Genomic DNA, 22,596 nt, shown 5'->3' on the forward strand with positions numbered 1-22,596 from the left:
AATGATTCGTTGGCAAAGACTTCTGAAATATCTTTTATCGGGTATAATTATTTGCTTTCTATACTCTTGTATATGTGATTTTCATAAAAATTGCTTTAATTTCGCTACTCAACCTATTAAAAGCCTATTTATGAAAACATCATTATTATTCGCCTTTATAATTACTATGAGCTATACTGCAACAGCCCAACAAAAGACCCTTGGCAAGGTAAATCGCCTTGATGCCGCCCTTGATAATCTGATAGATAAAGATGCTAAAATTGAAATTCTGAGCGAAGGATACGACTGGGCAGAAGGCCCTGCGTGGGTAAAAGACGGCAACTATCTGTTGTTTTCTGATGTACCCGCCAATACTGTTTACCGCTGGAAAGAAGGCGAAGACACAAAGCCTTTTCTGAAACCCTCGGGCTATACAGGTATTGGGGTATATAGCGACGAACCCGGCAGTAATGGTTTGATAATAAACAAAGATGGCATGCTTGTTTCGTGCGAACATGGCGACCGCCGTATTTCGGTAATGCCTCTCACAGTTGGTGGCAAACGAACCCTTGCCGATAATTATGCAGGCAAGCGTTTCAATAGCCCCAATGATATAGTACAGAAGTCGAACGGTGATTATTATTTTACCGACCCGCCTTATGGCTTAATGAAAAAAGACCAAGACCCTACCAGAGAAACCGAACTCTTTGGGGTTTATCGCAGAGCCACAAATGGCACCGTAACCTTGATTGTAAAAGACTTGAGCCGCCCAAACGGTTTAGCGTTTTCGCCTGATGAAAAAACGCTGTATGTGGCGCAGTCAGACCCTGACAAGGCCTATATTATGTCGTATCCGGTGCTGGCAGATGGTAAAGTAGGCAAAGGCAAAATTCTGTTCGATGCCACGCCAATGGTAAAAGAAGGTCTGCAAGGCTTGCCTGATGGATTGAAAATTGATAAAAAAGGAAACATTTTTACTACAGGCCCAGGAGGAATATTGATACTCACGCCAGCAGGTAAATTATTAGGAAGAATAGAAACAGGCGTGCCTACGGCTAATTGTGCGTGGGGTAATGATGGCTCAACGCTCTACATTACGGCAGATATGTACCTGTTACGGATCCAGACCAAAACTGTTGGTGTAGGATTTTAGTGCTGTTTCTATGAATCATAAAATATAAAAAGACCCTTTCTTTTTATTCAGGAAAGGGTCTTTTGTAGTAAAATTATATTATTTACCACCTACAACTACCTCACACAAATCTTCGGGTTTAAAGTAGGTGTTAGCCATTTCGATTACATCTATTGGCGTAATTGCCCTGATTTTCTGAATGTAATTATCATAAAAATCAGCAGGTAATTCATCTAAAAGTATAATTTTTTGGCGGTCAGCTACTTCAAAAGGCGTATTCAACGAACCTACCAAAGAACCAATCATGTAGTTTTTGGCTGTTTCCATTTCATCTTCGTCCACAGGTTCAGTTTGTAGTCTTCTTATTTCCTTAACTATTTCATCAAGCGTTTGTTGGGTAAATTCTTTTTTTACATCGGTACCCATTACCAGATACCCACCATAACGCTGGGGAATCAAGCCTGACGAAATACCGTAAGTAAAGCCTTTCTCTTCACGGATATTTTTCATGAGACGGCTGCCGAAGTATCCACCAAAAATAGTATTGGTAACAATAAACTTGAAGAAATCGGGATGTGTACGGCCAAATAACCTTTTACCTAAGCGAATTGATGATTGTACGTTATCTAAACGCTCAAGCAATACACTCTCAGGACGCTTTATTTCATCAGCATTATCAACAATACTATCGTGTGCAGGAGTTTCTAATGGTGTTTGTCCCAAATGTTGATTGAGTGCCTGTATCTCAGTATCACCAAACTGACCTGAAATAAAAACCCTGAAAGTTTTCCCTTTTACATTCTTCTCATAAAAGTCTTTTACAGCATCTCGGCTAATGTTTTCAATTAGGGCCAATGTTAAGGTTTTTCCGTAAGGGTGGTCTGTGCCATAAATCTGCTCTCTGAAAATCTGCCCCGCTACATACGAACTTTTCTCTAAGCTGATTTTGAGGTTTTGTGAAGTAATATTCTTCTGAACCTGCAATTCGTTTTCAGGAATTACCGAATCGGCAATCATTTCCTGTAATAAAGGCAGCAGTTTTGGCAGATGTTTGGTAAGCCCGTGAACAGTTATACCTAATCGCTCAACCGATTGGCTAATCTCTAAAAAAGCACCGTACTGGTCGAATTGCTCACTGATTTGCGTAGCTGAATAGTTTGAAGTTCCTTCCGAAAGCATTTTTGAGGTAAAATAAGATTCGCCAACATGGTTTTCGTAGCGGCTACCTGCCTCAAAAATCAGTTCTAAACGCACTACCGGCTGCTCTCCTGCCTTAACCATATACACGGGTACTTGGTTGCCAAGCAATACTTCTTCTGCTTTTGGTATACTTACCTGCTCTATTATTTGCGATGGAGGTGCTATTGTGCGGTCTAATGTCATAGATAGGTTTAATTAAAATCTAATATATATTATACAGAAAAAGTAAAATGAATAATGAACAATTCTATAAAAGTTCATTATTCATTTTACTTCAACAGATGTTTTATCTACTTAGAACAAAAAAACTAGCGGGCAGATTCCATCATATTAAGCAAATAATCCAATTCGTATTCCAATACTTTTCCACCTTGCTTTAATTTTCGGATATCTTGTAGCTCAACACCATTACGGGCATAAGCAGGGCTGTTTAAAGCCGGATTTCTGTAGCCCTCTCTCATAAACCGCTGAATCATGGTTTTGATTTGGTCAGTATCGTCTTTCTTTGCAGGCTCAGGCGCCATGGCAACTTGCTGTGTTTGCTTAGAATGTTGTACTTGCTCTTTCTTTGCCGTTTCTTTTTCGCCTCTCACTGCTGTTTCAGCAGTTTCTTCAAGCACCTCAAACTCAGCCTCTTTTACTTCTTCATGCTCGGGCAATAGGTCAAAGCCTGCTGCAACAATAGTAACCCTTACTTTTTTGCCCAGGTGCTCGTCAACGGCAAAGCCGTGTTTAAACAATCGGGCTTTAGCCTGAATCTGGCTTTCAATAAACTTAGTGACCAATGTTTGGTCTGATAACTTGATTTTATGCTCAGGGCTATACGCAATACTTACCAATACACGTTGTGCACCGCTAATACCATTACTTTCTAACAGAGGAGACGAAAGTGCCGCTCTGATAGCATCTTCTGCTCTTTTGTCGCCCTCGGCCTCGGCTGTACCCATTACGGCTTGTCCGGCATTGCCTAATACCTTCTTTACATCGGCAAAGTCAAGGTTGATAATTCCAGGACGTGTAATAAGCTCGGCTATACTCTTTACACCATTGGCCAATACATCGTCAGCTTTGGCATACGCCTCATCGATATCCATATCACCATACTGTAATTCAAGACGCTCGTTCTTGATAATGAGTACAGTATCGCTATATTTTTTTAACTCTTCAATACCCGCTCTTGCCTGAAGAATCTTGTCTTCTCCTTCAAACGTAAAAGGGTCGGTTACTACTGCTACCGTTAAGCGTTCCATTTCTTTGGCTATGCGTGCAATTACCGGCGCAGCACCTGTACCGGTACCACCACCCATACCTGCCGTAATAAACACCATTTCGGTAGGTTCTTTAAGCACTTCCCGAATCGCTTTTTCGCTTTCTTCGGCGGCTTTTTTACCCATGCTTGCTTCTGTTCCTGCACCTAAACCCTTGGTTAGTTCAATACCTATCTGCAAACGGCGGATATCTGTCGGTGCAGACTCCAAAGCTTGCTGGTCGGTATTACAAATAACTAAACCAATATCGCGAACACCCAAATGATGCATATGCTTTACAGCATTACAACCTGCACCACCAACACCAATTACCTTGATGATGTTTTTAAATTTGTTTTTGCTCGAAACAATTTCGAATTCTGGTTCTGGAGACATTTCAGTATGAATTTATGTAGATTAGGAAAGCATTTTTGTTTTTGCAGTCAACAAAAATATCTGGGGTAAACGCAATGTATTACTCCTGTGAGGAACATGGCTCTTCTTATAAGGTTTGGCATTATCGTTTAGCAGCAAATACGTTTATTCACTTATTTTATAATATATACTTAAAAAAACGTAAAATTGTTTAGATAAATATATACTCTCTTAGCACGCATCTTGTGAGTATGTTTTAAAATTTTACTTTTTGGTCAGAATTACAGAATCTAAATATACTCTTTTAATTTGTATAACCTTTATCATCTCCCATATCAATTTTCCCGACTTTCTTTTTAAACCAGCCGAATATCCCGCCACTATTTGGCTCTTCTTCTTGCGGTGGCTCTTCTTTCTTGCCGTTAATTTTGCTATTCGGAGTATCAAAGCCGTTGTTATAGTTACCTATTGACACCTGGCTTTCAGGCACTTCACCCCAGATTACCTCTTCAGGTACACGCTCATCAAGTGGTAAAAAGCCTGATAAAACAAGCCCTACTACTGTTGAGTATTTAAGGTCAACGATTTTGCTCACGGCTGTTTCGCCAATGTTTCTGACAGTATTACCTAAACGGATATTCATACCGTTGGTTACTTTGGTAAATACTTCTTTTATCATGGCAATATTGGCCGTACCGCCAGTTAGCACAACACCGCTTATCAACTGCCCATCATAGCCCGAATGCATGATTTCGGCCATCACCATAGAGGCAATCTCTTTCATGCGTTCTTCTATAATGATACTTACGTTTTGTGCTACAATCTCCTTGTCAGGCAAGCCATCTACTCCCGGAATCTTGATGATGTCGTTTTTGCCGACTTCATCAGGTGGAATGGCTCCCATAATCAGTTTCAGTTTTTCGGCATTATCAGGTAATATCTGAAACGCCTTCACCAGATCGTTGGTAATGCTTTTACCAGCAAACGGAATCACCGAAATATGGCGCAAGCCACTTTCCTGAAAAATGGCTATTTCGGTAGTATCGCCACCGATATTTACAACGGCAACACCTAGCTTCTTATCTACTTCGCTCAACACCGCCATGGCATCAGCCAGTGGCGTAAACAAAGTATGAACAATCTTAAGCGGCACAAATCTGTGGTTGTGCTGTACCTTTACGCCTACGCTTTCAATGGTTCGGCGCAAAGCCAGGTGTGGGTCGTTAGGTGTCGAAATCAAAAAGAAATTACCACCTAGTGTAATACCAAAACGACCTACCGGGTTATCGGGCACATGTGCCCTGTCAACAATAAACTCTTGCGGGAAAGTGTGAATAATAATATTCCCTGCCGTTGGACGAAACGATTTACGGATGTCAACAGCTAATCTTTCTATCTCTTCTTTGCGGATAGTGCTACGGCTATCGTCTCTGGTCAGAAAACTCTGATGCGCTTTCCCCTCTACATTCTCACCTGAAATATTGACAATCACATTATGGATGTTGATGTCGGCCTTATCAGAAAGTATATTCAGAATACGGTCAATGTCTTTGGCCGTAAACTCTAAATTAACTACGGTACCATTAGATACCCGACCTCTCTGGGTAGGCTCTTCCACGATGTCAAGAATTTTCACCTTCCCGACCTCGTCCATTATGCCAGCAACGGCACAAATTTTTGTGCTGCCAATGTCAATACCTACTATTACGCCTTTACTCATTTCCTTAGTTTTTAGGGCATTTATCCTGACTATTTATTTATGGAGGGTTTCATAAATTTATAAATGCCAACCTCTGTTTTATTTGCAAACTACCTGACCATCATATTTTACACTCACATGAGTAAATGTATCCCAACCCTGCACAGGTAATATTTGCCTATAAAATATTTTTAAGCGACTCAATCGATTCTGAATATTTTCGGGTGCTCCAAACTCAACTGTATGCTTCCCTAAAAGAGGAACAATTGTGATATTTCCCGCCGGGTTAATATCCAGTTGAGTAAACTGAGCTCGCAGGAAATTATCGTTGTTTATTAAATTGATGAAATTTAATAATTTTTCCTGACGTTTTTGCTTTAAACTCGGCAAATTTCGGAAATATTCGCCCGAAAGCAATACAATTCTTGCGGAATATCTTTCAGATAGTGGAAAAAAGTACCCTTCGCTATCAACATATACGTCATCTCGGCCGTCAGACATCAGAATTCGGGCTACAGGTATGTGCTGTTCGATGTCTATATTAAGATTCCCCTCTATACCTCTGAAAACCTGACAGGTCTTAATTTGTTTGTTCTTCAGTACTCTTTTTTCAATTTCACGCAAATCTATTTTTTCAAACAAGCGCCCTGTGAGTTGGTCTCGTCCCTGTTTAGTGGCAAGTTTTTCAATTTCTTCTTTGTCTATAAAAAACTGTTCGTTGGCATTTTTTATTTTTATCTCAATTTTTTTGCAACGGTCGGTCGAAAAAGTATTACTCGAAAAAACAATAAGCACGACAACCGCTATCAGGGCACTTCCTGCCATGATCCACTTACCGATTTTCTTAAAATTAAAATTCTTTTCCATTCAAGTAACACGTATTTTTTATTGAGTGATTGTGTGATTTAGTGAATGAGTGATTGTAATACCGAGTTTATGCTAAAACAATCACTCAACCACTAAATCGCTCATTCACTCAATTGCTCAATATCTAAAGTTTCTTCAAAAATGCGTTTTTGTCAGCCAGTAACTTAAAGTGGTCGGCTGCTTTAGGCTCTAAATCTGTTTTGCAAAGTTCTTTCAATTTCTCTACATCTTTGCTCCATTCATAACCATTAAAGTATGCTAGTCCTTTATGGTCTCTGATTTTGTATAATGCACCCGGTTTATAGGCTGTACCCAAGTACACGTATTGCAAGCCGTTGTCTTTTGCCCAGCGTATAGCCCGCCACATCATCCACTTGCCCAGCGAGTGCGTACGCATATATTCGGTATCAAAGAACGCAAACCAATAGTGTAATATATCTTTGTCTAAAGCTGTAAGGATAAATCCTAAAAATTTACCCTCTGATGAAAAACGAAAAATATGAGTTCCTATTTCTCTTGACAGAATATATTGCCAACGCTCCATACTCATATTGTCGTCGCCGATGCGCTGCGAAATATATCCTTGGCAAAAATCTACAAAGGCCGGGTCGTTCAAATCAAAATCTTCTTTTCTGATCACCTCCAGTTCAATTTTCAAGGGCTCAACCAAACGATTCACTCTTCTGTTTTCAGAGGTATCATCAAAATTCTCAAGGTCTACTCTTAAACTTCTGGCCAGATAAAAAATATCGCCCTCTATGCCCAAATCGCCTGTGTAGGGTAAAAAACCCTTTGCGTAAATTTCCGGCAATTCTTCTTGCGATTCTTTTAAACAGTAAATCGCATAATCGAAGGTATAATTTGAATAATCAACTCTGTTTTCAGAAAAGAAAATCTTCATAAAGGGTGTCAGGTGTACTATATTAAACGTAAAACTTCTTCGGCAATTTCTCGGCCTGCATTTGGTTTACCAAGCGTTTTTATGTTTTTGCTTAGCTCGTTCATTGTTTGCTGGTTATCAGCCAACTCAATTGCCTTGTCAACGAGTTTTTCTCTGGCTTCGGCGTCTTTTACGAGCCATGCGGCATTTTCATTAACCAGACTCAGAGCATTCTGTGTTTGGTGGTCTTCGGCAGCAGCCGGAAAAGGCACCAAAATAGAAGGCTTGGCAGCCAGACATAACTCTGACACTGACAAAGCTCCTGCTCTTGAAACCACCAAATCGGCAGCGGCATAGGCCAAATCCATTTCATAGATAAAGTCTGATACATATACCCGATTTGTCTGCAAGGCATCTATTGCCGCCTTTGCCTGCTCAATAAACAATTTACCTGTTTGCCAGATAATCTGTAAATCGTTTGAAATCAAATCATTCAAGCCTGCTCTTATTGACTCATTAATCGTTCTGGCACCTTGACTTCCGCCAATAATCAACAAGATTTTGCGGTCATCGCTCAACCCGAAATGCTTCAATGCCTGCTCACGCTTAGACGATGTTTCGAGTATATCTTTTCTTACCGGATTACCGGTAAGAACAATTTTATCTGCCGGAAAAAAACGCTCCATTCCCGGATACGCCACGCATATTTTGCGAGCCTTCTTGGCCAGATTTTTATTGGTAACTCCTGCAAATGAGTTCTGCTCCTGAATCAGCGTAGGCACTTTCAGAAAATTAGCCATAATGAGCGTAGGCCCACTGGCATAACCGCCAACACCAATGGCCACATCGGGCTTAAAGCTTTTAATAACACTATAGGTTTTCCAGAGACTTCTGATAAGCTTAAAAGGTAGCCCTATATTGGCCAACATATTAGAACGGTTGATACCTGCAATAGGCAAACCTATAATTTTATAGCCTGCTTTCGGTACTTTTTCCATTTCCATTTTCCCTTCGGCACCAACAAATAAAATCTCTATACTTGGGTCTTTAACTTTTAGTTCATTAGCAATAGCCACAGCAGGGTAAATATGCCCTCCTGTTCCTCCACCCGAAATAATTATTTTAGCGCCTTTACTCATTCAGATATTATAGAAAAAATACTTTATTTGACCTGTTTTTAATTAAGCTATTACCTTGCCTTCGTCGTGCTCTCCTTTGGTTACACTCAGCACAATGCCAATGGCTACTGAGGTAAACAAGATGGAGGTTCCTCCCATACTCATCAATGGCAGAGTTTGCCCTGTTACAGGCCCTAAACCTACATTGATAAACATATGGACAAACGCCTGAAAAACAATACTAAAGGTAAGCCCTACACAGAGCAACCCTCCGAATGCCCTATTGGTATTCTCTACATTTTTTAAGCCTCGGTAGAGTAACCAAAGGTACATAAACATCACCAGAATTGCCCCTATCATGCCATATTCTTCTACAATAATGGCATAGATATAGTCAGAGAAAGCTTCTGGCAGATAATTGCGCTGAAAGCTTTTACCCGGCCCAATACCGATAGTGCCACCACGGGCGATGGCTATCATGGCCTGGTCTCTCTGGTAACTATCATCTCTATCGGGGTTACCAACTACTTTATCTCTGTTGAGGTCAACTTTAGCAAAAGCCTCTATACGCTCAAGCACTACTTGCCCACGGCCAAAATCAACACCTTTTGTATAAAGAAAAATACTAATACCGAGTACTATTACGATTGCTCCTACCACAAAACCTGCCATACGAAACAGATAGCGGGCAGGCACACGCCCAACCCACATAATAATAAAACAGGTGAGCCCCAGAATAATAGCCGTAGAGAAATTGGTTACTGCCAACATACCACAAAGCAAACCACACCAGAATATAAGCCCTGCTAATGTTTTGGGGTTATATTCTACATTTTGTCTGCGAGCCAACATAGCTGCCAGATTGGTGATAAGTACCAAACGCACCAAATCGGAAGACTGAAACGATATACCAAAGATATTTATCCAGCGTTTAGTGCCTCCAACAGTTGTACCAAAAAAATAGGTATATAACAAAATAACAGGCGTAACCCAAAGTAAAAGTCTTGAAATACCTGCGAAATTAGTATAATTAATGCGATGCATACACCAGATTACTCCCAACCCTAGTAATAAGTGAACAGTATGTGAGAGAAGGTAGCTTTCGGTGTTACCACCGGCTCTTTTGTAAGCGAGCGCAGAACTGGCACTATAAACTACCAGTATACTGAATAATGAAAGCACGGCGATAATAAACCAGATTTGCCAGTCGCCACGCAGTTTGTCTTTTAACCACGTTTCCATGACTTATTGTAGCGGTAAACCGCAAAAAGATTATAGGATATAAGCACGTTATGTGTTAACGTCAGGCATTTATATGCCCTAAATTAAACATAAAAACAAATGTAAATTATTTATGATTGAAAGAAAAAGAAAAACCATAAAATTTATTCTGGGTTTATTGGCGATTTTATTAAACGGTTTTTTGCGTTTTTCTTAAGCAGACCAAATTTTGTTTGGCTAGCCCTACCTCCTTTTCTTTTGTACCGACAAAAAAACCTCTTGCACGTTTATGATATATGCAAGAGGTTTAAAATATACGCTTAGCTGCTTAATTCTCTGTCAGCTTCAACTTGTTAGCTCCTTTCACAATTAAAAAGAGAATCCAGGCAATAATAAAGAAATTGAGCACTACACTCAGAAAATTACCATAGTTAATTGCAATAGCAGGCACGGCTTTACCTGCAGCATCAACGGTAGCTTCTTTCAATATAATACCGCCGGTGATTCCGCCACCTGTAAAAACATTAACAACAGGCATGATAATGTCTTCTACCAAAGAGGTAGTGATTTTACCAAATGCGGCACCAATGACCACACCAATGGCCAGGTCAAGGACATTGCCTTTCGCAATAAAGGTTCTGAATTCTTTTAACATTGATTTTCAGGCATTTAAAGGGTGATAAAATTTATAGTGTAAGCAAAAATCCTGCGGCAAAACCCTGGCTGAACTGAAATTTATCAATCTGGTCACGGTCATAAACGCCTAAAAATGTAAAGTTCATGTTCAGGTATTTATTCACTTTTGCAGTGGCAATCAGGTTAATGTTATGGTCGATAGCGTTTTTATCAGGCGCCACTCTTTTTGGCGTGTAAGCCAGAAAACCCTGATAACGGCATTTCAGGTTTACATTTTTGGCAATATCTTTATCAAAAGCACCTACCAACTGAAAACCCGTTTCGAACAATACTTTTTTGCCTTTGGCTATACCGTAGGCATCGTCTTGCTGGTTATATTCTGTAAAATCGGTAAAAACTTTATCGTTCAACACGAAGGTCTGGCGTAAGGTAGCACCGCCTAGTTGTAACACAAAATATGAAACAGGTTTGTACTCAATACCTAATCCTTCGGCCAGATACCCCGGTGCAAAAAAGCTTGAGATTGTGCGCTTGCGCTGCGTAGGTAGGCCTTCATCTTGGTAAACTACTCCGGGTGCAAATTGTGTTAAGAAATTAACTCCGGCAAACCAGTTTATTCTAGGGTTTATCTTATGCGCATATTTAGCTTCCAGAAATAATCGGTCTATACTTTTAGCAGATTTTTGGCCTTTATTATTAATACTCCCAAGCTGAAACTGAACATTGCTTATAAAAGACCCTTTGTTTTTGTAAAATTCGGCTCTGTTGTTAAACAAAGCTCCTATCGACCAGTTGTTTACGCCACCACCTTGCCAGTTGTTAAAAGCTGCCTGACTGAAATTGATTCCAAGTTGTGTATTACGAGGTTTCCAGAAGCCTATTTTTAAAGAATCGTCAAGCGTTTTGGCATTCTTTAAACTAAGTGTATCGCTTTTTTGTGCCCACAAGCTTGTAGCCGATAAAGTAATTGCTACGCTGATAAGTAATTTTCTCATTGGATTGTGTTTGGGTTAGACATGCTTGGTAAAAACGAAATGTAACTAAGCATAATAATTATGATTAGTGCAGTTCAGGTTTTAATGTCAGTTTGATTATTTAAGAAGCATTCTGTTATGCTAAAGACATATCATCAGCATAACAGAATATCGGTAATGAGTATGAGTAAAGGCCCGCAATCAGCCAATTATTCAACAAAACTCAATTGATGTTGTATTACTCAAAAATTACAATTTTCTTCGATTGAAGCACTTGCAATGGAAACACAGTTCTCGATTCTTCGGTTTGTAGTGTGATAGATGTATTATCCATTGCAATAATTTCGCCTTTTACACCGTCTATTTCAACTACCTGCCCTTCTCTATACTTGTTTTTGCTGTAAAACGAAGATATAATATTAAGCAATATTTCTTTAGAGGCAAAACCATAGCCAATAGCAAAGGCAAAAATGATTCCGCCAATAAAAAGATTAAAACTTGATTCGAGCAAGCTGGTATTGATGCCCACCTGGGCTACCGACTGAATTACGAAGATGATAAGCAAAAAGAAAAACACGGCCGTACCTATTAGTTTTCCGGCGGCAATGTTGAACGATTTACAGAGCGATACTACAAAATTACGGAGCGTATCGGCCAGCCAGATACCCACAAATAACATAATACCTGCCGAAATCATTTTAGGAATAAACTCAACTAATAGTTTCACCATGTCTGATATTGCAGGCACACCTAGTGTATCTGCTGCCGGACGCAAAATAAAAATCAGTATGAAATAGTAAAGAATCTTAGAGATAATTGAGCTGATCTTTATCTCTAGTTTCATGCTTCTGATTGGCTCAATCTGATTGAGTTTTTCTCCGACTTTATCTGCACCTACCTGTTGGAGCATTCTTTTTGTAATAGCGGCCACTGCCTTTGCAACCAACCATCCGATTATGAGTATGGCTAATGCGCCAATCAGATTATATATAAAACCCATAAAACTTTTAATAAGGCTATTAAAAGTCTCCATAAGGGTCTCCACAAAACTAGGTACTCTTCTATCCATATACTTTCAAAATTTCAATTTTCTTCTTTTTTTTCTTTAAGCTCAAGTTCTTGTAAGAGTACAACCCCCGAGACCATCGATTCACCCAAAAACATTTGTACTACTTGCATTATATCACGAATAACATCAATCTCCGCCGTAATCATCCCTTTCAGGTGTGCGGGGGCCTGAGCGTCATCTTCAAAGTCCTGAAATGTATCGTCGGTCATAACAAATATCTTTTAGAAAATCGTATTCAACATTTCAGGAATCTCCTTTCTAATTATATCTTTCAACAGTTAAATATCTTAGAATAAAAGCATCAGTTTCTGAACTACTTCCGCCAGAACCAGATAACTTTAATTATTATAATAAGGAAGAAAATAATATTCTCGGTATATATCTTCTTTAATTTTTCTTTTGTACGCATCAGGCGCATTTTTACTGCACTCTCGGTTATTTTAAAGGTTTCCGAAATCTCCTTGATACTAAAATTATCCTGATACTTCATCAACAAGATGGCTTTCTCGTCGGGGTCAATCTTCTGTAAAGCTTTTTTAAGACCCTGTGTCTGCATTTCTACCAACTCCAAATCTTCTGTATCATCTTCCAGGTCAAAGTTTTCATCGAAGGCAACCTCTGCTTGTTTTTTTACCTGCCGTACCTGATCCATACAATAATTATACGTGATAGAGTATAACCAGGTCGAAAACTTAGCGTGTTCTTTGAAACTTCCGACTTTTAAGACAACCCGCAAGAAAATATCGTGCGTAAAGTCTTCTGCCTGAGCTTCGTTCTTTACAAAAGACAAGCACTTGCGGTATACCTTATCGACATAGCGATCATAAAGTTCTTCAAAATAAACGTTGCGTTGGGTTTCTACATACAAACGAACCAACTCTTCATCTGCAACTACTTTAAAAGCCTTGTTTTTCAATTTTGACAGTATGATTAGGGAAAAGTAACTAAACGGTAAGGATTTTTTAATTCTGGGTTTATGTATGCACGCAAAAATCTTTCTTTCTTCTAGACTACTTCGCTTTTAAAATAATTTATAAAAGTTTTACGAAATACGTAGTATTTTAATAGCAAATATTTATTTTTTTAATAAGAATGGCAAATTTTTTACAAAAAATTAGTATGCTTGCATAATATTAATCTTATTTTTCTTATAATTGCCTTTCATTTATTTTCATAAATCTTAATAAAACTATGTCTGCAAAAGAATATCTAGAAAATACCGCCGCAAAACTTTCTGAAACAGAAATTGACGATGTAAATACTATACTACATTTTGATTTTGGTGCTAGTGCTTACACTATGCAAGTAGCCGACGGCAAAGCAGAATTGAAAGAAGGCTTGGTAGGTGATGCCGAATGTGTGATTAAAGCCAGTGACGATGATTTTGTAAAGATTGCAACAGGCGATATGAACCCTATGATGGCCATGATGATGGGTAAACTGAAACTTTCGAACCCGGCCGCTATGATGAAATACGCCAAAATGCTAGGGTTAATGTAAACCCCGGTGCTATTATTCAACCCTATAATTCAGGAATAGTATTATGGCAAAGAATTTTTTCAGTAAAAGAAATGTGAATTTTCTACTCTATGAAGTGCATGATGTAGAATCACTGACACAGCATAGCTATTTCGCTGACCATAACAAAGAAACATTCGATATGACTATCGATACGGCTATTCAGATTGCCGAAAACCTGATGTTTCCTTTTGTGAAAGATGTCGACAAAAACCAACCGGAATTAAAAGATGGCAAGGTGAAGGTTCACCCATCTATCAAAAACTACCTGAAAGCAGTTGGTGAGTCAGGCATTATTGGTGCCGATTTTGATTATGAAAACGGAGGTGCTCAAATACCTGTGAGTATTACAAGTGCAGTAGGCTATATATTGATGTCGGCCAATAACGGTATGATGTATATTGGTTTAACATCAGGCGGTGCAAGGCTGATTGCCAACTTTGGTTCAGACGACCTAAAGAAAGCATATATCGAAAACATGATTTCGGGCAAATGGCAGGGCACTATGTGCCTTACTGAACCACAAGCCGGAAGTTCACTTTCTGATATTACCTCTTCGGCCGAGCCTCAGGAAGATGGTACTTATAAAATAAGAGGCCAGAAAGTATTTATTTCAGCCGGCGACCACGATGCAACCGATAACGTTATCCATCTGTTTTTAGCCCGTATCAAAGGTGCGCCTAAAGGTACTAAAGGTATTTCCTTATTTGTAGTACCTAAATACAGGCTCGATGGTACTGATAATGATGTTACGTCAATGGGTATTTACCATAAGCTGGGGCAAAAAGGCGTACCTGCCATGCACTTGGGCTTTGGTGATAAAAATGATGATTGCGTGGGTTATCTGGTTGGCGAACCTAACAAGGGCTTATCTTACATGTTCCAGATGATGAACGAAGCCCGCATTGGCGTTGGCCTTACTGGGGTTTCTATCACGTCGGCAGCTTATTATGCCGCCTTAGAATATGCCAAAGAACGCCCGCAAAGCCGTAGATTAAACGCCAAAAGTGCACTGGAAACGCCACAAATCCCTATTATTCAGCACCCTGATGTGAAACGAATGCTTTTGTTTCAGAAATCAGTAGTTGAGGGGAGTTTGTCTTTGTTGCTTGAAACCTCTAAGTATTTTGATTTAGCAGAGGCAAGCGATGACCCCGAAGAAAAAGAGAATGCGCATTTGCTGGTAGAATTGCTTACGCCAATTGCCAAGACTTTTCCTTGCGAGTATGGCGTAAAATCAATCAACGATGCAGTTCAGTGCTTTGGTGGTTATGGTTTTACAGAAGATTTTCCGGTTGAGCAGTATTACAGAGATATACGCATTACGCCAATCTATGAAGGTACTACGGGAATCCAATCGCAGGATTTACTAGGCCGAAAAGTTACATTAGGTGGTGGAAAAGCCATGAAATTGCTTGCGGAGCAAGTTGGTAAAACCATTAAACAAGCAACAGAATATGAGGCCTTGAAAAAATATGCCTTATTACTGAAAGATAGTAGCCAACGTTTACAAGAAGTAACCATGCATCTGCTTGGCATTGCAGGTACCGGAGACGTGGAGCGATTCTTGTCTGATGCTACGCTTTATATGGAATTATTCAGCCTGAATGTAGTAGCATGGCAATGGCTGAAACAAGCTGTTGTAGCACAAGAAAAATTACAGGCAGCAAACAATGATGCTGATTTCTACGAGAGTAAAATTCATACCATGAAGTATTTCTTCCATTATGAATTACCTAAAACGCAGGGATTAGCAACCCGATTGACAGATACAGAAGTATTGACAATAATGACCGACAAAGAGTTTGTAATGTAAACAAGAGAGGGGAGCTAAAACTCCCCTCTTCTGTTATATCAATATCTTGTAATACTATCAATTAGCTGATTTCACCGAACCTGCGCCTGAGGTATTGGCTACCACCGAAGTAGCACCACCTTTATAACGAACATTACTTGCGCCACTGGCTTCGGCTACAATTTTGCTTGTTACATATACTTTTGCACCGCTAGCACCTGATGCATCAACATTGGCTACATCTACTTTAAAATCAAAAGCGTTTACGCTCGATGCACCCGATACATCTGCATTCAGACTTTTCCCGTCGCCAGTAATTGTGATTCCTGATGCACCAGAGCAATCTAGTGCCAATTCTTTTGCATCTATATCGAAATTACCCTGAGATGCCCCTGATAAATTGATGCTGAATCTCTCGCTCGAAAAACCAGAAACTTTAGATTTACTTGCGCCTGAAAAATCAACACCTACTAATTTGGGCATTGTAACGGTGATATATACTTCTTTACGGTTTTTCCAGCCACCCCAGTTATTCGGATACCCAATGCTTAATTTACCGTTCGATACCTTCACAACCAAATCTTTCACGTCTTGTTCACGGCCTGCGGCTTCTACTTTATAAGTATTGGCTTTGGTAACTGTAATAACAAACGCACTGCCCATATCTAATTTTTCGAAATTAGATACATCGAATGAGCGTTTAGATTCTTGTGCAAAAACTGCTGTAGATAAAAGGGTAAGTAAAATGAATAGTTTTTTCATGATTTTGTACAGTTATTTTGTAATTAAATATAAGATGATAAAAATTTAAAAACGTTGCATACAGGCTCAATTATTTCTCGTAAAATATTTTTATCCTTCTGCACCTGTATAACATACACACCAAAACAGAACAGCCACCTTTTAAAAAGGTGGCTGTTCTGAAAGATTGTATATTGTCAAATAATGATTATTTATTCAAAATCATTTTTTGGTATAAAGCTTTTTTAGAAGAACCTTCTCTAACTACTCTAACTGTTAACTCAGTAGCAGGTAGGTTTTCAGGCAATGTATATGCTTTGCGTAGGTCTCTTACAAAACCTTCTTTGTGCATAATTTTAGAACCGTCCTGATTAGTGATATCTACAGTAATCATTTCGTTTTCGTTCATACCTGCAAGTTTCAAGAAGAACTCACCTTCTGTTGGGTTTGGATATACACCAATGTTTGCTTGAATGTTACGGCTTCTTGCTAAAGTGAAAAGCGTACCATCTTTAAGGTTTGTTGCTGCCGAAAGATTAGCGTCTTCGGTCATTGACCAAGTACCTTTATCTAAGAAAGCGATTCCGTCTAGGTCTGATGAACCATTTACAGAAACCTGCGCAGCACCTCTTGCCAACTCTGATCTTAACGACCAGAACTCGCTTTGGTTAAGTGCATCAACACCTTCTGAAACTTGTTCTGAAACGTTTAATGGGCTTCTGAATGAGTAAGAAGCTGTAAGTTTTTGGCTTTCGTTGCTTCTTGCTACCCTGAACGAGCGGAAATTAGTACCATCGCCAAGTGGAAATTCGAAAGACTCGGTTCCTTCTTTAGTTACTACACCTTTTACATGTGAGAAGTCTGAAGCACCATTATATTTACCGTTTTCGCCAAATACTAATGGGTTTTGCGACGACGACTCAATAACACCTCTGCGGAAAGAAAGCGACTCGTCGATACGGAGTGAAGTTTCTAATTTCAAGTCATTATCTAAGAACAATTGACCCAAAGCCAGCTCTTTTGAGCTTCTTAATACTTGAGGTGCGCTACCATCAAAAACAACAACACCTGATGATTTTACAGAGCTAAGGTTTTCGAAATTCTTTTGGAAGTGTATTTTACCGTTGTTTGTAAGTTTCCCTTCATTTACTACATCTGTATTGAAACTCACAACAGCTCCTTCACTCACGTAGAAGTCAGTGCCGTTAAATACCTGTGCTTGCAGTTGAGTGGCAACAAGGCATACACCAAGAGAGTAGATAATTTTTTTCATATAAATCCTGCTTTAATATTTTCTGTTTTCCGATTATAAAATTAATGAGTGTAAACTAGAACAAAAAACTTTTTCTCTAAATTTTATTTAATGGTAATTATACAAAATGAAGCAGGTTGACGTTTGTGTGTATTCCGGGCAATCGATTATCTGATTATCTTTTGCTCTTGTAATTACCAAACAAATATCATTCCATTAAGTTTGGCAAACCTTAAAAAAACAGGTATTTCTTAATATAACTTCACTTTATTCACCAAAAACACCCATACAAAGGCTAAAATTGCTATTAAACCAAAGGCAAATGGTAAGCTTATGCTTTTAGATACAAAGCCTATCATAACCGGACCGGCCAGAAAACCAGCCATGCTAAAGGTATTCATGGTGGCTAAACCAGCCCCTTTTGCCATGCCGGGCACACGTGCCGAGCTGCCATACAAAATTGGTGCTCCGCATGATACCCCTGCTCCTACCATAGCAAAACCTATAATTGCCGTAGCTGTGTAAGGCAAAAGTATTGCGATAACAATACCGCAAGCGGCTATAACTCCTCCTATTTTTAAAACAGAATTTCCACCATAACGAGGAATCAGAGCATCGCCTGCAAAGCGCCCCACCGACATACAAAGCGAGTATCCGGCCAAGCCCCAGCCAATAAAATAGTCTTGGGTTTGTACTACGTCTCTCATGTACACCGCCGTCCAGTCGGCCATTGTTCCTTCGGTGATATTGGTACAAAGGCTTATCAATATCATTAACAGCAAAGCACCTTTTGGGAACACGAATTTTGCTCCACCACCATCCTCTATTTTTTCTTCATGGATACTCATGACCGTCGGCCTGATGAAAAAAGCCAGACAAATAAAGCTAAAGGCCAACAACCACATATGATACGCCGGAGCGATTTTCATGCCTTGTGTAAAACTAGCCAGAATAGACCCCAACATAAGCCCCGCACTAAACATACCGTGGCAGGTCGACATGATGTTAATTCCATACTGATGTTCAAGGCTTGTAACACAGGTATTCATGGCCACATTGGTAGTAGAAATACTAAGCCCCACCAAAAACAAGCTAAAAGCTACCAAAGGCAGGTAGTCTAAACTTACGGGCATGGCATATACTACTGCCATAAAAACCAGCCCGGCAAGGGTAGTGTTGCGCATACCAAAGCGCTTAATCAGGATAGTCGTAAACGGGTTCATACCGGCCGAGCCTAGAGGCATAAAGAGCAGCAACAAACCTAGTTGGGCGTCGTCTAATGCATATTTTTGCTTAATAAACGGAATAAGTGTAGCCCAGCTACCAAATAATATACCCATAGCTGTAAAAACCATTGCTACAGCTAAACTCTGACGATGAAAGAAAAAAGTGGATAAGTGCTTAAACATACAATAAACCTAACAAATAGACATACTATATACAATACTTGTATGCCTACTAATAATACACTCTTTTGGTAAAATAATTTTTGGGCAATTAGGCTTATGCCTCTACCAGGGCTTTTACCCGTTGATAGGTCATCTCTTTGTAATCTCTGATGTAATCGTTACAGACAGGGAGTTCTTCTATTTTATAGGTACTCAAAACCCCTACTACTTTTGCACCTGCTGCTTTTCCGGCCGACACGCCTGCGTGAGAATCTTCAAATATGATACAATTCTCAGGCTGGATGCCTAAATTGGCCGCTGATTTCAGATATACTTCGGGGTTGGGCTTATGATGAATCACATCGGCACTTGATAATAATGATTGCATTTTATCGGCCAATGGCAGTTTGCTTAAAATCAACTCAAGGTTTTCGACAGGAGCAGAGGTAGCAATTCCGGTTTTTACGCCATTGGCTTTTAAATCATCAATAAATGCCAACAGGCCATCAATAGGTACTACTTCCGGCTCATACAATTGTCTGAAAAGCGCTTCTTTTTCAAATTCCATCGAAGCAAACTCTTCCCCTATCACGTCTCTTTTAAGAAAATATTTCAGAATATAACTATTGCTTTTGCCATACATGTGAGCAATGAACTCCTCTTCGGTAGCGTCAATCTCAAACTTTTTCAGAAAAGCCTTCCAGGCAAGCGAGTGGTGAGGGTTAGTGTCACAAATGACACCATCCATATCAAAAATTACTGCGAACGATGTTTCCAATACTTAATAATTCATTATTTTTTGCAAAATTAGGGCATTTACCTCGTGTTTACTACTCATTTATTTACTATTAATGATACCCGATTGACAATATGTCGGGCAAAAATCTTATTTTTGCATTCAACCTGCTAAAACTATTGACCATGCTTTTTATGACTCTAAAAGTTGTTAAAAGAAAACACCTTTTAACTTTTTGTGGCTTTCTCTTTACAATACACTCTTTTGCACAGATTTCTCTTTCATTTCCCACCAATAGAATCGTATTTCAACGAAACAACGATAATATAGGCTTCATTAATATTTTAGGTAATTACTCTCAACCTGTCGATAAAATCGAGGCGAGGTTGATACCCGTTTCAGAAGGTCAAGGTGTAGCCGTTGACTGGACAACTATACAAGATAATCCCAGGGCAGGCTATTTTTCGGGTAGGCTCACAGGTTTTGGTGGCTGGTACACAATGGAGTTACGAGCAATAAAAGATAATAATGTACTCCAAACCATTACTGTCGACCGAGTGGGTATTGGTGAAGTTTTTATAGCCTTGGGGCAATCGAATGCGTCGGGTCTTCCCCTATCAGAACTACCTGGCAACAATGTTTTGAGAGCAACTGATGACAGAGTAAATGCTATTAATTTCAGCAATAAGGCTGTTTTAGATCCGCTACCTAAAAATCTCAATTTTGTTCATTTAGAAGCTGAAGTTGACATAGCCCCTGCCGGAAATACAGCTTGGTGCTATGGCGAATTGGGTGATAGATTAGCTAAAAAACTGAATGTACCCATCATGTTTTTTAATGCCGGCGAATTAAGCGTTTCGGTAATTAACTGGCGTGAAAGTGCCCAAGGCATACCTACAACCAATATATTTGGTCAAGTAATGCCCAAAGGCTTACCCTACACCAATCTGCGCAATACCTTACACTATTATGGAGCACTACTTGGAGTGCGCTCCCTACTGTGGCTACAGGGAGAAACAGATAACTATCCTTACAGGCTTTCGGCTGAAGAATATTCTTCCAATCTGCAGACATTAATTGATATTACCCGTAGCCAGTTCAGCGGAGATTTAAGTTGGGTGGTTGCCCGTACCTCTCTTACCTATCAGCAGCCATCAAACCCGCAGATTATAGGAGGGCAAAATAGGGTTATCGACCGCCCCGGTAATAATGTTTTTCCGGGCCCTTATACCGACGACTTACAAATACCAAGACCCGACCAAGTGCATTTTAAAAATGTACCGGGAAGCTATGGGCTTAGTGTATTGGCTGCAAATTGGGATGCCTATTTAGACGACAATTTTTTCCGGAATTCCCGCCCCGTATTATCTCGCTTTATTGTTGATATAAACGTTGCCTGTAACCCCAATAATCAGGCTACACTTACTTTACCCGATTATCTGGCTGCTTATCGGTGGTCGAACGGAGAATCGGGCAATCAGATAACGGTCGATAAGGGTACGTATTCGGTTAATGTACGAGATTATCAAGGTAATCAATTACTGGTGCCTAGTGTTAACACAAACTTTATGTATCCGGTCGAAAAACCGCAAATTACTTATCAGGGAGATTTAGAGTTTTGTGTAAACAAGCAAACAAGCATTAATCTTACAGCTACGGGGCCTGAGTTTAACAATTTTCGTTGGAGCACTGGTGCTGATTCGCCACAGATAGCGGCTGACAACAGCGGACAATATACTGTAACAGGCTATAATCAGTTTGGTTGTGCCTCGGCTATTTCTGATACTGTTGCGGTGAATATAAAACCTGCTCCTGTTAAACCACAAATTGCTATTTCGCCTAATGCATCGGTTTGTGAGGGGACAACTATCAGGCTAAGTGTTGATAGTGATGAAACCTTGCTCTGGACAAATAATATCACCAACAATGCATTTGTAATAGATTCGGTTGGGGTATATAATTTCAGCGTAACCGCAACAAATTCTTTTGGCTGTAATGAGGTGTCTGATAGTGTAGGCGTAAGAATCAACCCGCTCCCTGTTAAACCCCGAATTGTCGTATCGCCCGATACTGTGGTCTGCAAAGGTGTTTCGATTAAACTTAGTACCGATACCAACGAAAGCATTCTCTGGAATAATAACAGCACTGTACGTGAAATTTCGGTTGATTCGGTTGGAGATTATACTTTTAGCGTCAAAGCCATTACGTCTTTTGGCTGTGTTCGGGAGTCAGACATTCAGAAAACAAGCATCAAACAAACACCGCCATCGCCTGATATAGACAGACTTGGCATTTACACCTTGCGTGCATTAAATGTAAATATCGGCGAATCGGAGCAATTTCAATGGATAAAAGAAAACAACAAATTTACTACAAGCAGAGTACCATCTCTCAAAATACAAGATGATGGCAACTATCAGGTTTCTGTGCTTAGAACTTACCAATTGGGTAATAATCAGACAATTACCTGTGAGTCGGCCCCTTCAAAATCTTTTGCTTTATCTTTAAAATTAGTTGAAGACGAAGTTACGCTTTACCCGAATCCTGCATACGATTTCTTATACCTTGAAACCAAAGCAAACCTGAAAAACATAGAACTGAGTTTCTACAATTATTCCGGCAAATTGATTTATGTGCATAAGATGGATGACACAACCGAGCGTAAGGGAATTGACATAAGAAAAATGCAGAATGGCAGCTATATAGTAAAAATAAAACACGCCGATTTTGAGAAAACCGACCGGATAATTATTACTCAGAAATAAAGAA

Annotated in this window: 20 protein-coding genes; 4 read left to right on the top strand and 16 right to left on the bottom strand. The window is 39.6% G+C overall.

The window, feature by feature from the left end:
- Nucleotides 1-130: 130 nt before the first annotated feature.
- On the top strand, nucleotides 131-1,132 hold the full coding sequence (locus WAE64_RS06615; protein ID WP_379976570.1) for an SMP-30/gluconolactonase/LRE family protein: 1,002 nt from the start codon (nucleotides 131-133) through the stop codon (nucleotides 1,130-1,132).
- 78 nt (nucleotides 1,133-1,210) lie between these two features.
- Here WAE64_RS06615 and WAE64_RS06620 read toward each other — a convergent pair whose 3' ends face one another.
- The 12 genes from WAE64_RS06620 to WAE64_RS06675 all read right to left on the bottom strand — a co-directional run bounded on the left by WAE64_RS06620 (nucleotide 1,211) and on the right by WAE64_RS06675 (nucleotide 13,313).
- Complete coding sequence (locus WAE64_RS06620; protein ID WP_340235462.1) at nucleotides 1,211-2,494, bottom strand: M16 family metallopeptidase; 1,284 nt, start codon at nucleotides 2,492-2,494, stop codon at nucleotides 1,211-1,213.
- Between the two features lie 125 nt (nucleotides 2,495-2,619).
- Nucleotides 2,620-3,954 (bottom strand): cell division protein FtsZ, encoded by a 1,335-nt coding sequence (ftsZ, locus tag WAE64_RS06625; RefSeq protein WP_340235463.1) that lies wholly within the window; start codon nucleotides 3,952-3,954, stop codon nucleotides 2,620-2,622.
- A 283-nt stretch (nucleotides 3,955-4,237) separates the two neighbouring features.
- Nucleotides 4,238-5,653, bottom strand: coding sequence for a cell division protein FtsA (ftsA, locus tag WAE64_RS06630; protein WP_340235464.1), 1,416 nt, complete (start codon nucleotides 5,651-5,653; stop codon nucleotides 4,238-4,240).
- A gap of 78 nt (nucleotides 5,654-5,731) precedes the next feature.
- Entirely contained in the window at nucleotides 5,732-6,499 is a 768-nt protein-coding gene (locus WAE64_RS06635) for a cell division protein FtsQ/DivIB (RefSeq protein ID WP_340235465.1), read from the bottom strand.
- A gap of 124 nt (nucleotides 6,500-6,623) precedes the next feature.
- Nucleotides 6,624-7,400 carry a GNAT family N-acetyltransferase gene (locus WAE64_RS06640; protein ID WP_340235466.1) on the bottom strand — a complete coding sequence of 259 codons (777 nt, stop codon included), beginning with the start codon at nucleotides 7,398-7,400 and terminating at the stop codon, nucleotides 6,624-6,626.
- A gap of 17 nt (nucleotides 7,401-7,417) precedes the next feature.
- The gene (gene murG, locus WAE64_RS06645; protein ID WP_340235467.1) at nucleotides 7,418-8,518 is read right to left on the bottom strand and encodes an undecaprenyldiphospho-muramoylpentapeptide beta-N-acetylglucosaminyltransferase; all 1,101 of its coding nucleotides are present in this window, start codon (nucleotides 8,516-8,518) and stop codon (nucleotides 7,418-7,420) included.
- A 42-nt stretch (nucleotides 8,519-8,560) separates the two neighbouring features.
- Nucleotides 8,561-9,739 carry an FtsW/RodA/SpoVE family cell cycle protein gene (locus WAE64_RS06650; RefSeq protein ID WP_340235468.1) on the bottom strand — a complete coding sequence of 393 codons (1,179 nt, stop codon included), beginning with the start codon at nucleotides 9,737-9,739 and terminating at the stop codon, nucleotides 8,561-8,563.
- Nucleotides 9,740-10,046: 307 nt separating this feature from the next.
- The gene (gene mscL, locus WAE64_RS06655) at nucleotides 10,047-10,373 is read right to left on the bottom strand and encodes a large conductance mechanosensitive channel protein MscL (protein WP_340235469.1); all 327 of its coding nucleotides are present in this window, start codon (nucleotides 10,371-10,373) and stop codon (nucleotides 10,047-10,049) included.
- Nucleotides 10,374-10,404: 31 nt separating this feature from the next.
- On the bottom strand, nucleotides 10,405-11,349 hold the full coding sequence (locus tag WAE64_RS06660) for a DUF3078 domain-containing protein (RefSeq protein ID WP_340235470.1): 945 nt from the start codon (nucleotides 11,347-11,349) through the stop codon (nucleotides 10,405-10,407).
- A 217-nt stretch (nucleotides 11,350-11,566) separates the two neighbouring features.
- A complete protein-coding gene (locus WAE64_RS06665) occupies nucleotides 11,567-12,397 on the bottom strand; it encodes a mechanosensitive ion channel family protein (RefSeq protein ID WP_340235471.1) in 831 nt (276 codons plus the stop codon).
- 14 nt (nucleotides 12,398-12,411) lie between these two features.
- The gene (locus WAE64_RS06670) at nucleotides 12,412-12,606 is read right to left on the bottom strand and encodes a hypothetical protein (protein ID WP_340235472.1); all 195 of its coding nucleotides are present in this window, start codon (nucleotides 12,604-12,606) and stop codon (nucleotides 12,412-12,414) included.
- Between the two features lie 104 nt (nucleotides 12,607-12,710).
- A complete protein-coding gene (locus WAE64_RS06675; RefSeq protein ID WP_340235473.1) occupies nucleotides 12,711-13,313 on the bottom strand; it encodes an RNA polymerase sigma factor in 603 nt (200 codons plus the stop codon).
- A 275-nt stretch (nucleotides 13,314-13,588) separates the two neighbouring features.
- Between WAE64_RS06675 and WAE64_RS06680 the strand changes: the two genes are divergently transcribed.
- A complete protein-coding gene (locus WAE64_RS06680; RefSeq protein ID WP_340235474.1) occupies nucleotides 13,589-13,897 on the top strand; it encodes an SCP2 sterol-binding domain-containing protein in 309 nt (102 codons plus the stop codon).
- Between the two features lie 43 nt (nucleotides 13,898-13,940).
- A complete protein-coding gene (locus WAE64_RS06685) occupies nucleotides 13,941-15,731 on the top strand; it encodes an acyl-CoA dehydrogenase (protein WP_340235475.1) in 1,791 nt (596 codons plus the stop codon).
- 57 nt (nucleotides 15,732-15,788) lie between these two features.
- Here WAE64_RS06685 and WAE64_RS06690 read toward each other — a convergent pair whose 3' ends face one another.
- From WAE64_RS06690 to WAE64_RS06705, 4 genes are all read right to left on the bottom strand, one after another.
- Entirely contained in the window at nucleotides 15,789-16,472 is a 684-nt protein-coding gene (locus WAE64_RS06690; RefSeq protein ID WP_340235476.1) for a head GIN domain-containing protein, read from the bottom strand.
- A gap of 187 nt (nucleotides 16,473-16,659) precedes the next feature.
- Nucleotides 16,660-17,724 (bottom strand): hypothetical protein, encoded by a 1,065-nt coding sequence (locus WAE64_RS06695; protein ID WP_340235477.1) that lies wholly within the window; start codon nucleotides 17,722-17,724, stop codon nucleotides 16,660-16,662.
- Nucleotides 17,725-17,954: 230 nt separating this feature from the next.
- Complete coding sequence (locus WAE64_RS06700; RefSeq protein ID WP_340235478.1) at nucleotides 17,955-19,112, bottom strand: MFS transporter; 1,158 nt, start codon at nucleotides 19,110-19,112, stop codon at nucleotides 17,955-17,957.
- Between the two features lie 94 nt (nucleotides 19,113-19,206).
- Complete coding sequence (locus WAE64_RS06705; RefSeq protein ID WP_340235479.1) at nucleotides 19,207-19,869, bottom strand: HAD family hydrolase; 663 nt, start codon at nucleotides 19,867-19,869, stop codon at nucleotides 19,207-19,209.
- 152 nt (nucleotides 19,870-20,021) lie between these two features.
- On the opposite strand from WAE64_RS06705, the gene WAE64_RS06710 reads away from it, so the two are divergent.
- Nucleotides 20,022-22,592, top strand: a complete 2,571-nt coding sequence (locus WAE64_RS06710) for a T9SS type A sorting domain-containing protein (protein ID WP_340235480.1) — start codon at nucleotides 20,022-20,024, stop codon at nucleotides 22,590-22,592.
- Nucleotides 22,593-22,596: the final 4 nt, after the last annotated feature.

It is taken from the genome of Emticicia soli, from assembly GCF_037860775.1.
GTDB classification, from domain to species: Bacteria; Bacteroidota; Bacteroidia; order Cytophagales; family Spirosomataceae; genus Emticicia; species Emticicia soli.

Bases quoted from the DNA above. Each gene is read 5' to 3' on its own strand.
- WAE64_RS06615 (WP_379976570.1), top strand. From the start codon at position 131: ATGAAAACATCATTATTATTCGCCTTTATAATTACTATGAGCTATACT.
- WAE64_RS06620 (WP_340235462.1), bottom strand. From the start codon at position 2,494: ATGACATTAGACCGCACAATAGCACCTCCATCGCAAATAATAGAGCAG.
- ftsZ (WP_340235463.1), bottom strand. From the start codon at position 3,954: ATGTCTCCAGAACCAGAATTCGAAATTGTTTCGAGCAAAAACAAATTT.
- ftsA (WP_340235464.1), bottom strand. From the start codon at position 5,653: ATGAGTAAAGGCGTAATAGTAGGTATTGACATTGGCAGCACAAAAATT.
- WAE64_RS06635 (WP_340235465.1), bottom strand. From the start codon at position 6,499: ATGGAAAAGAATTTTAATTTTAAGAAAATCGGTAAGTGGATCATGGCA.
- WAE64_RS06640 (WP_340235466.1), bottom strand. From the start codon at position 7,400: ATGAAGATTTTCTTTTCTGAAAACAGAGTTGATTATTCAAATTATACC.
- murG (WP_340235467.1), bottom strand. From the start codon at position 8,518: ATGAGTAAAGGCGCTAAAATAATTATTTCGGGTGGAGGAACAGGAGGG.
- WAE64_RS06650 (WP_340235468.1), bottom strand. From the start codon at position 9,739: ATGGAAACGTGGTTAAAAGACAAACTGCGTGGCGACTGGCAAATCTGG.
- mscL (WP_340235469.1), bottom strand. From the start codon at position 10,373: ATGTTAAAAGAATTCAGAACCTTTATTGCGAAAGGCAATGTCCTTGAC.
- WAE64_RS06660 (WP_340235470.1), bottom strand. From the start codon at position 11,349: ATGAGAAAATTACTTATCAGCGTAGCAATTACTTTATCGGCTACAAGC.
- WAE64_RS06665 (WP_340235471.1), bottom strand. From the start codon at position 12,397: ATGGATAGAAGAGTACCTAGTTTTGTGGAGACCCTTATGGAGACTTTT.
- WAE64_RS06670 (WP_340235472.1), bottom strand. From the start codon at position 12,606: ATGACCGACGATACATTTCAGGACTTTGAAGATGACGCTCAGGCCCCC.
- WAE64_RS06680 (WP_340235474.1), top strand. From the start codon at position 13,589: ATGTCTGCAAAAGAATATCTAGAAAATACCGCCGCAAAACTTTCTGAA.
- WAE64_RS06685 (WP_340235475.1), top strand. From the start codon at position 13,941: ATGGCAAAGAATTTTTTCAGTAAAAGAAATGTGAATTTTCTACTCTAT.
- WAE64_RS06690 (WP_340235476.1), bottom strand. From the start codon at position 16,472: ATGAAAAAACTATTCATTTTACTTACCCTTTTATCTACAGCAGTTTTT.
- WAE64_RS06695 (WP_340235477.1), bottom strand. From the start codon at position 17,724: ATGAAAAAAATTATCTACTCTCTTGGTGTATGCCTTGTTGCCACTCAA.
- WAE64_RS06700 (WP_340235478.1), bottom strand. From the start codon at position 19,112: ATGTTTAAGCACTTATCCACTTTTTTCTTTCATCGTCAGAGTTTAGCT.
- WAE64_RS06710 (WP_340235480.1), top strand. From the start codon at position 20,022: ATGACTCTAAAAGTTGTTAAAAGAAAACACCTTTTAACTTTTTGTGGC.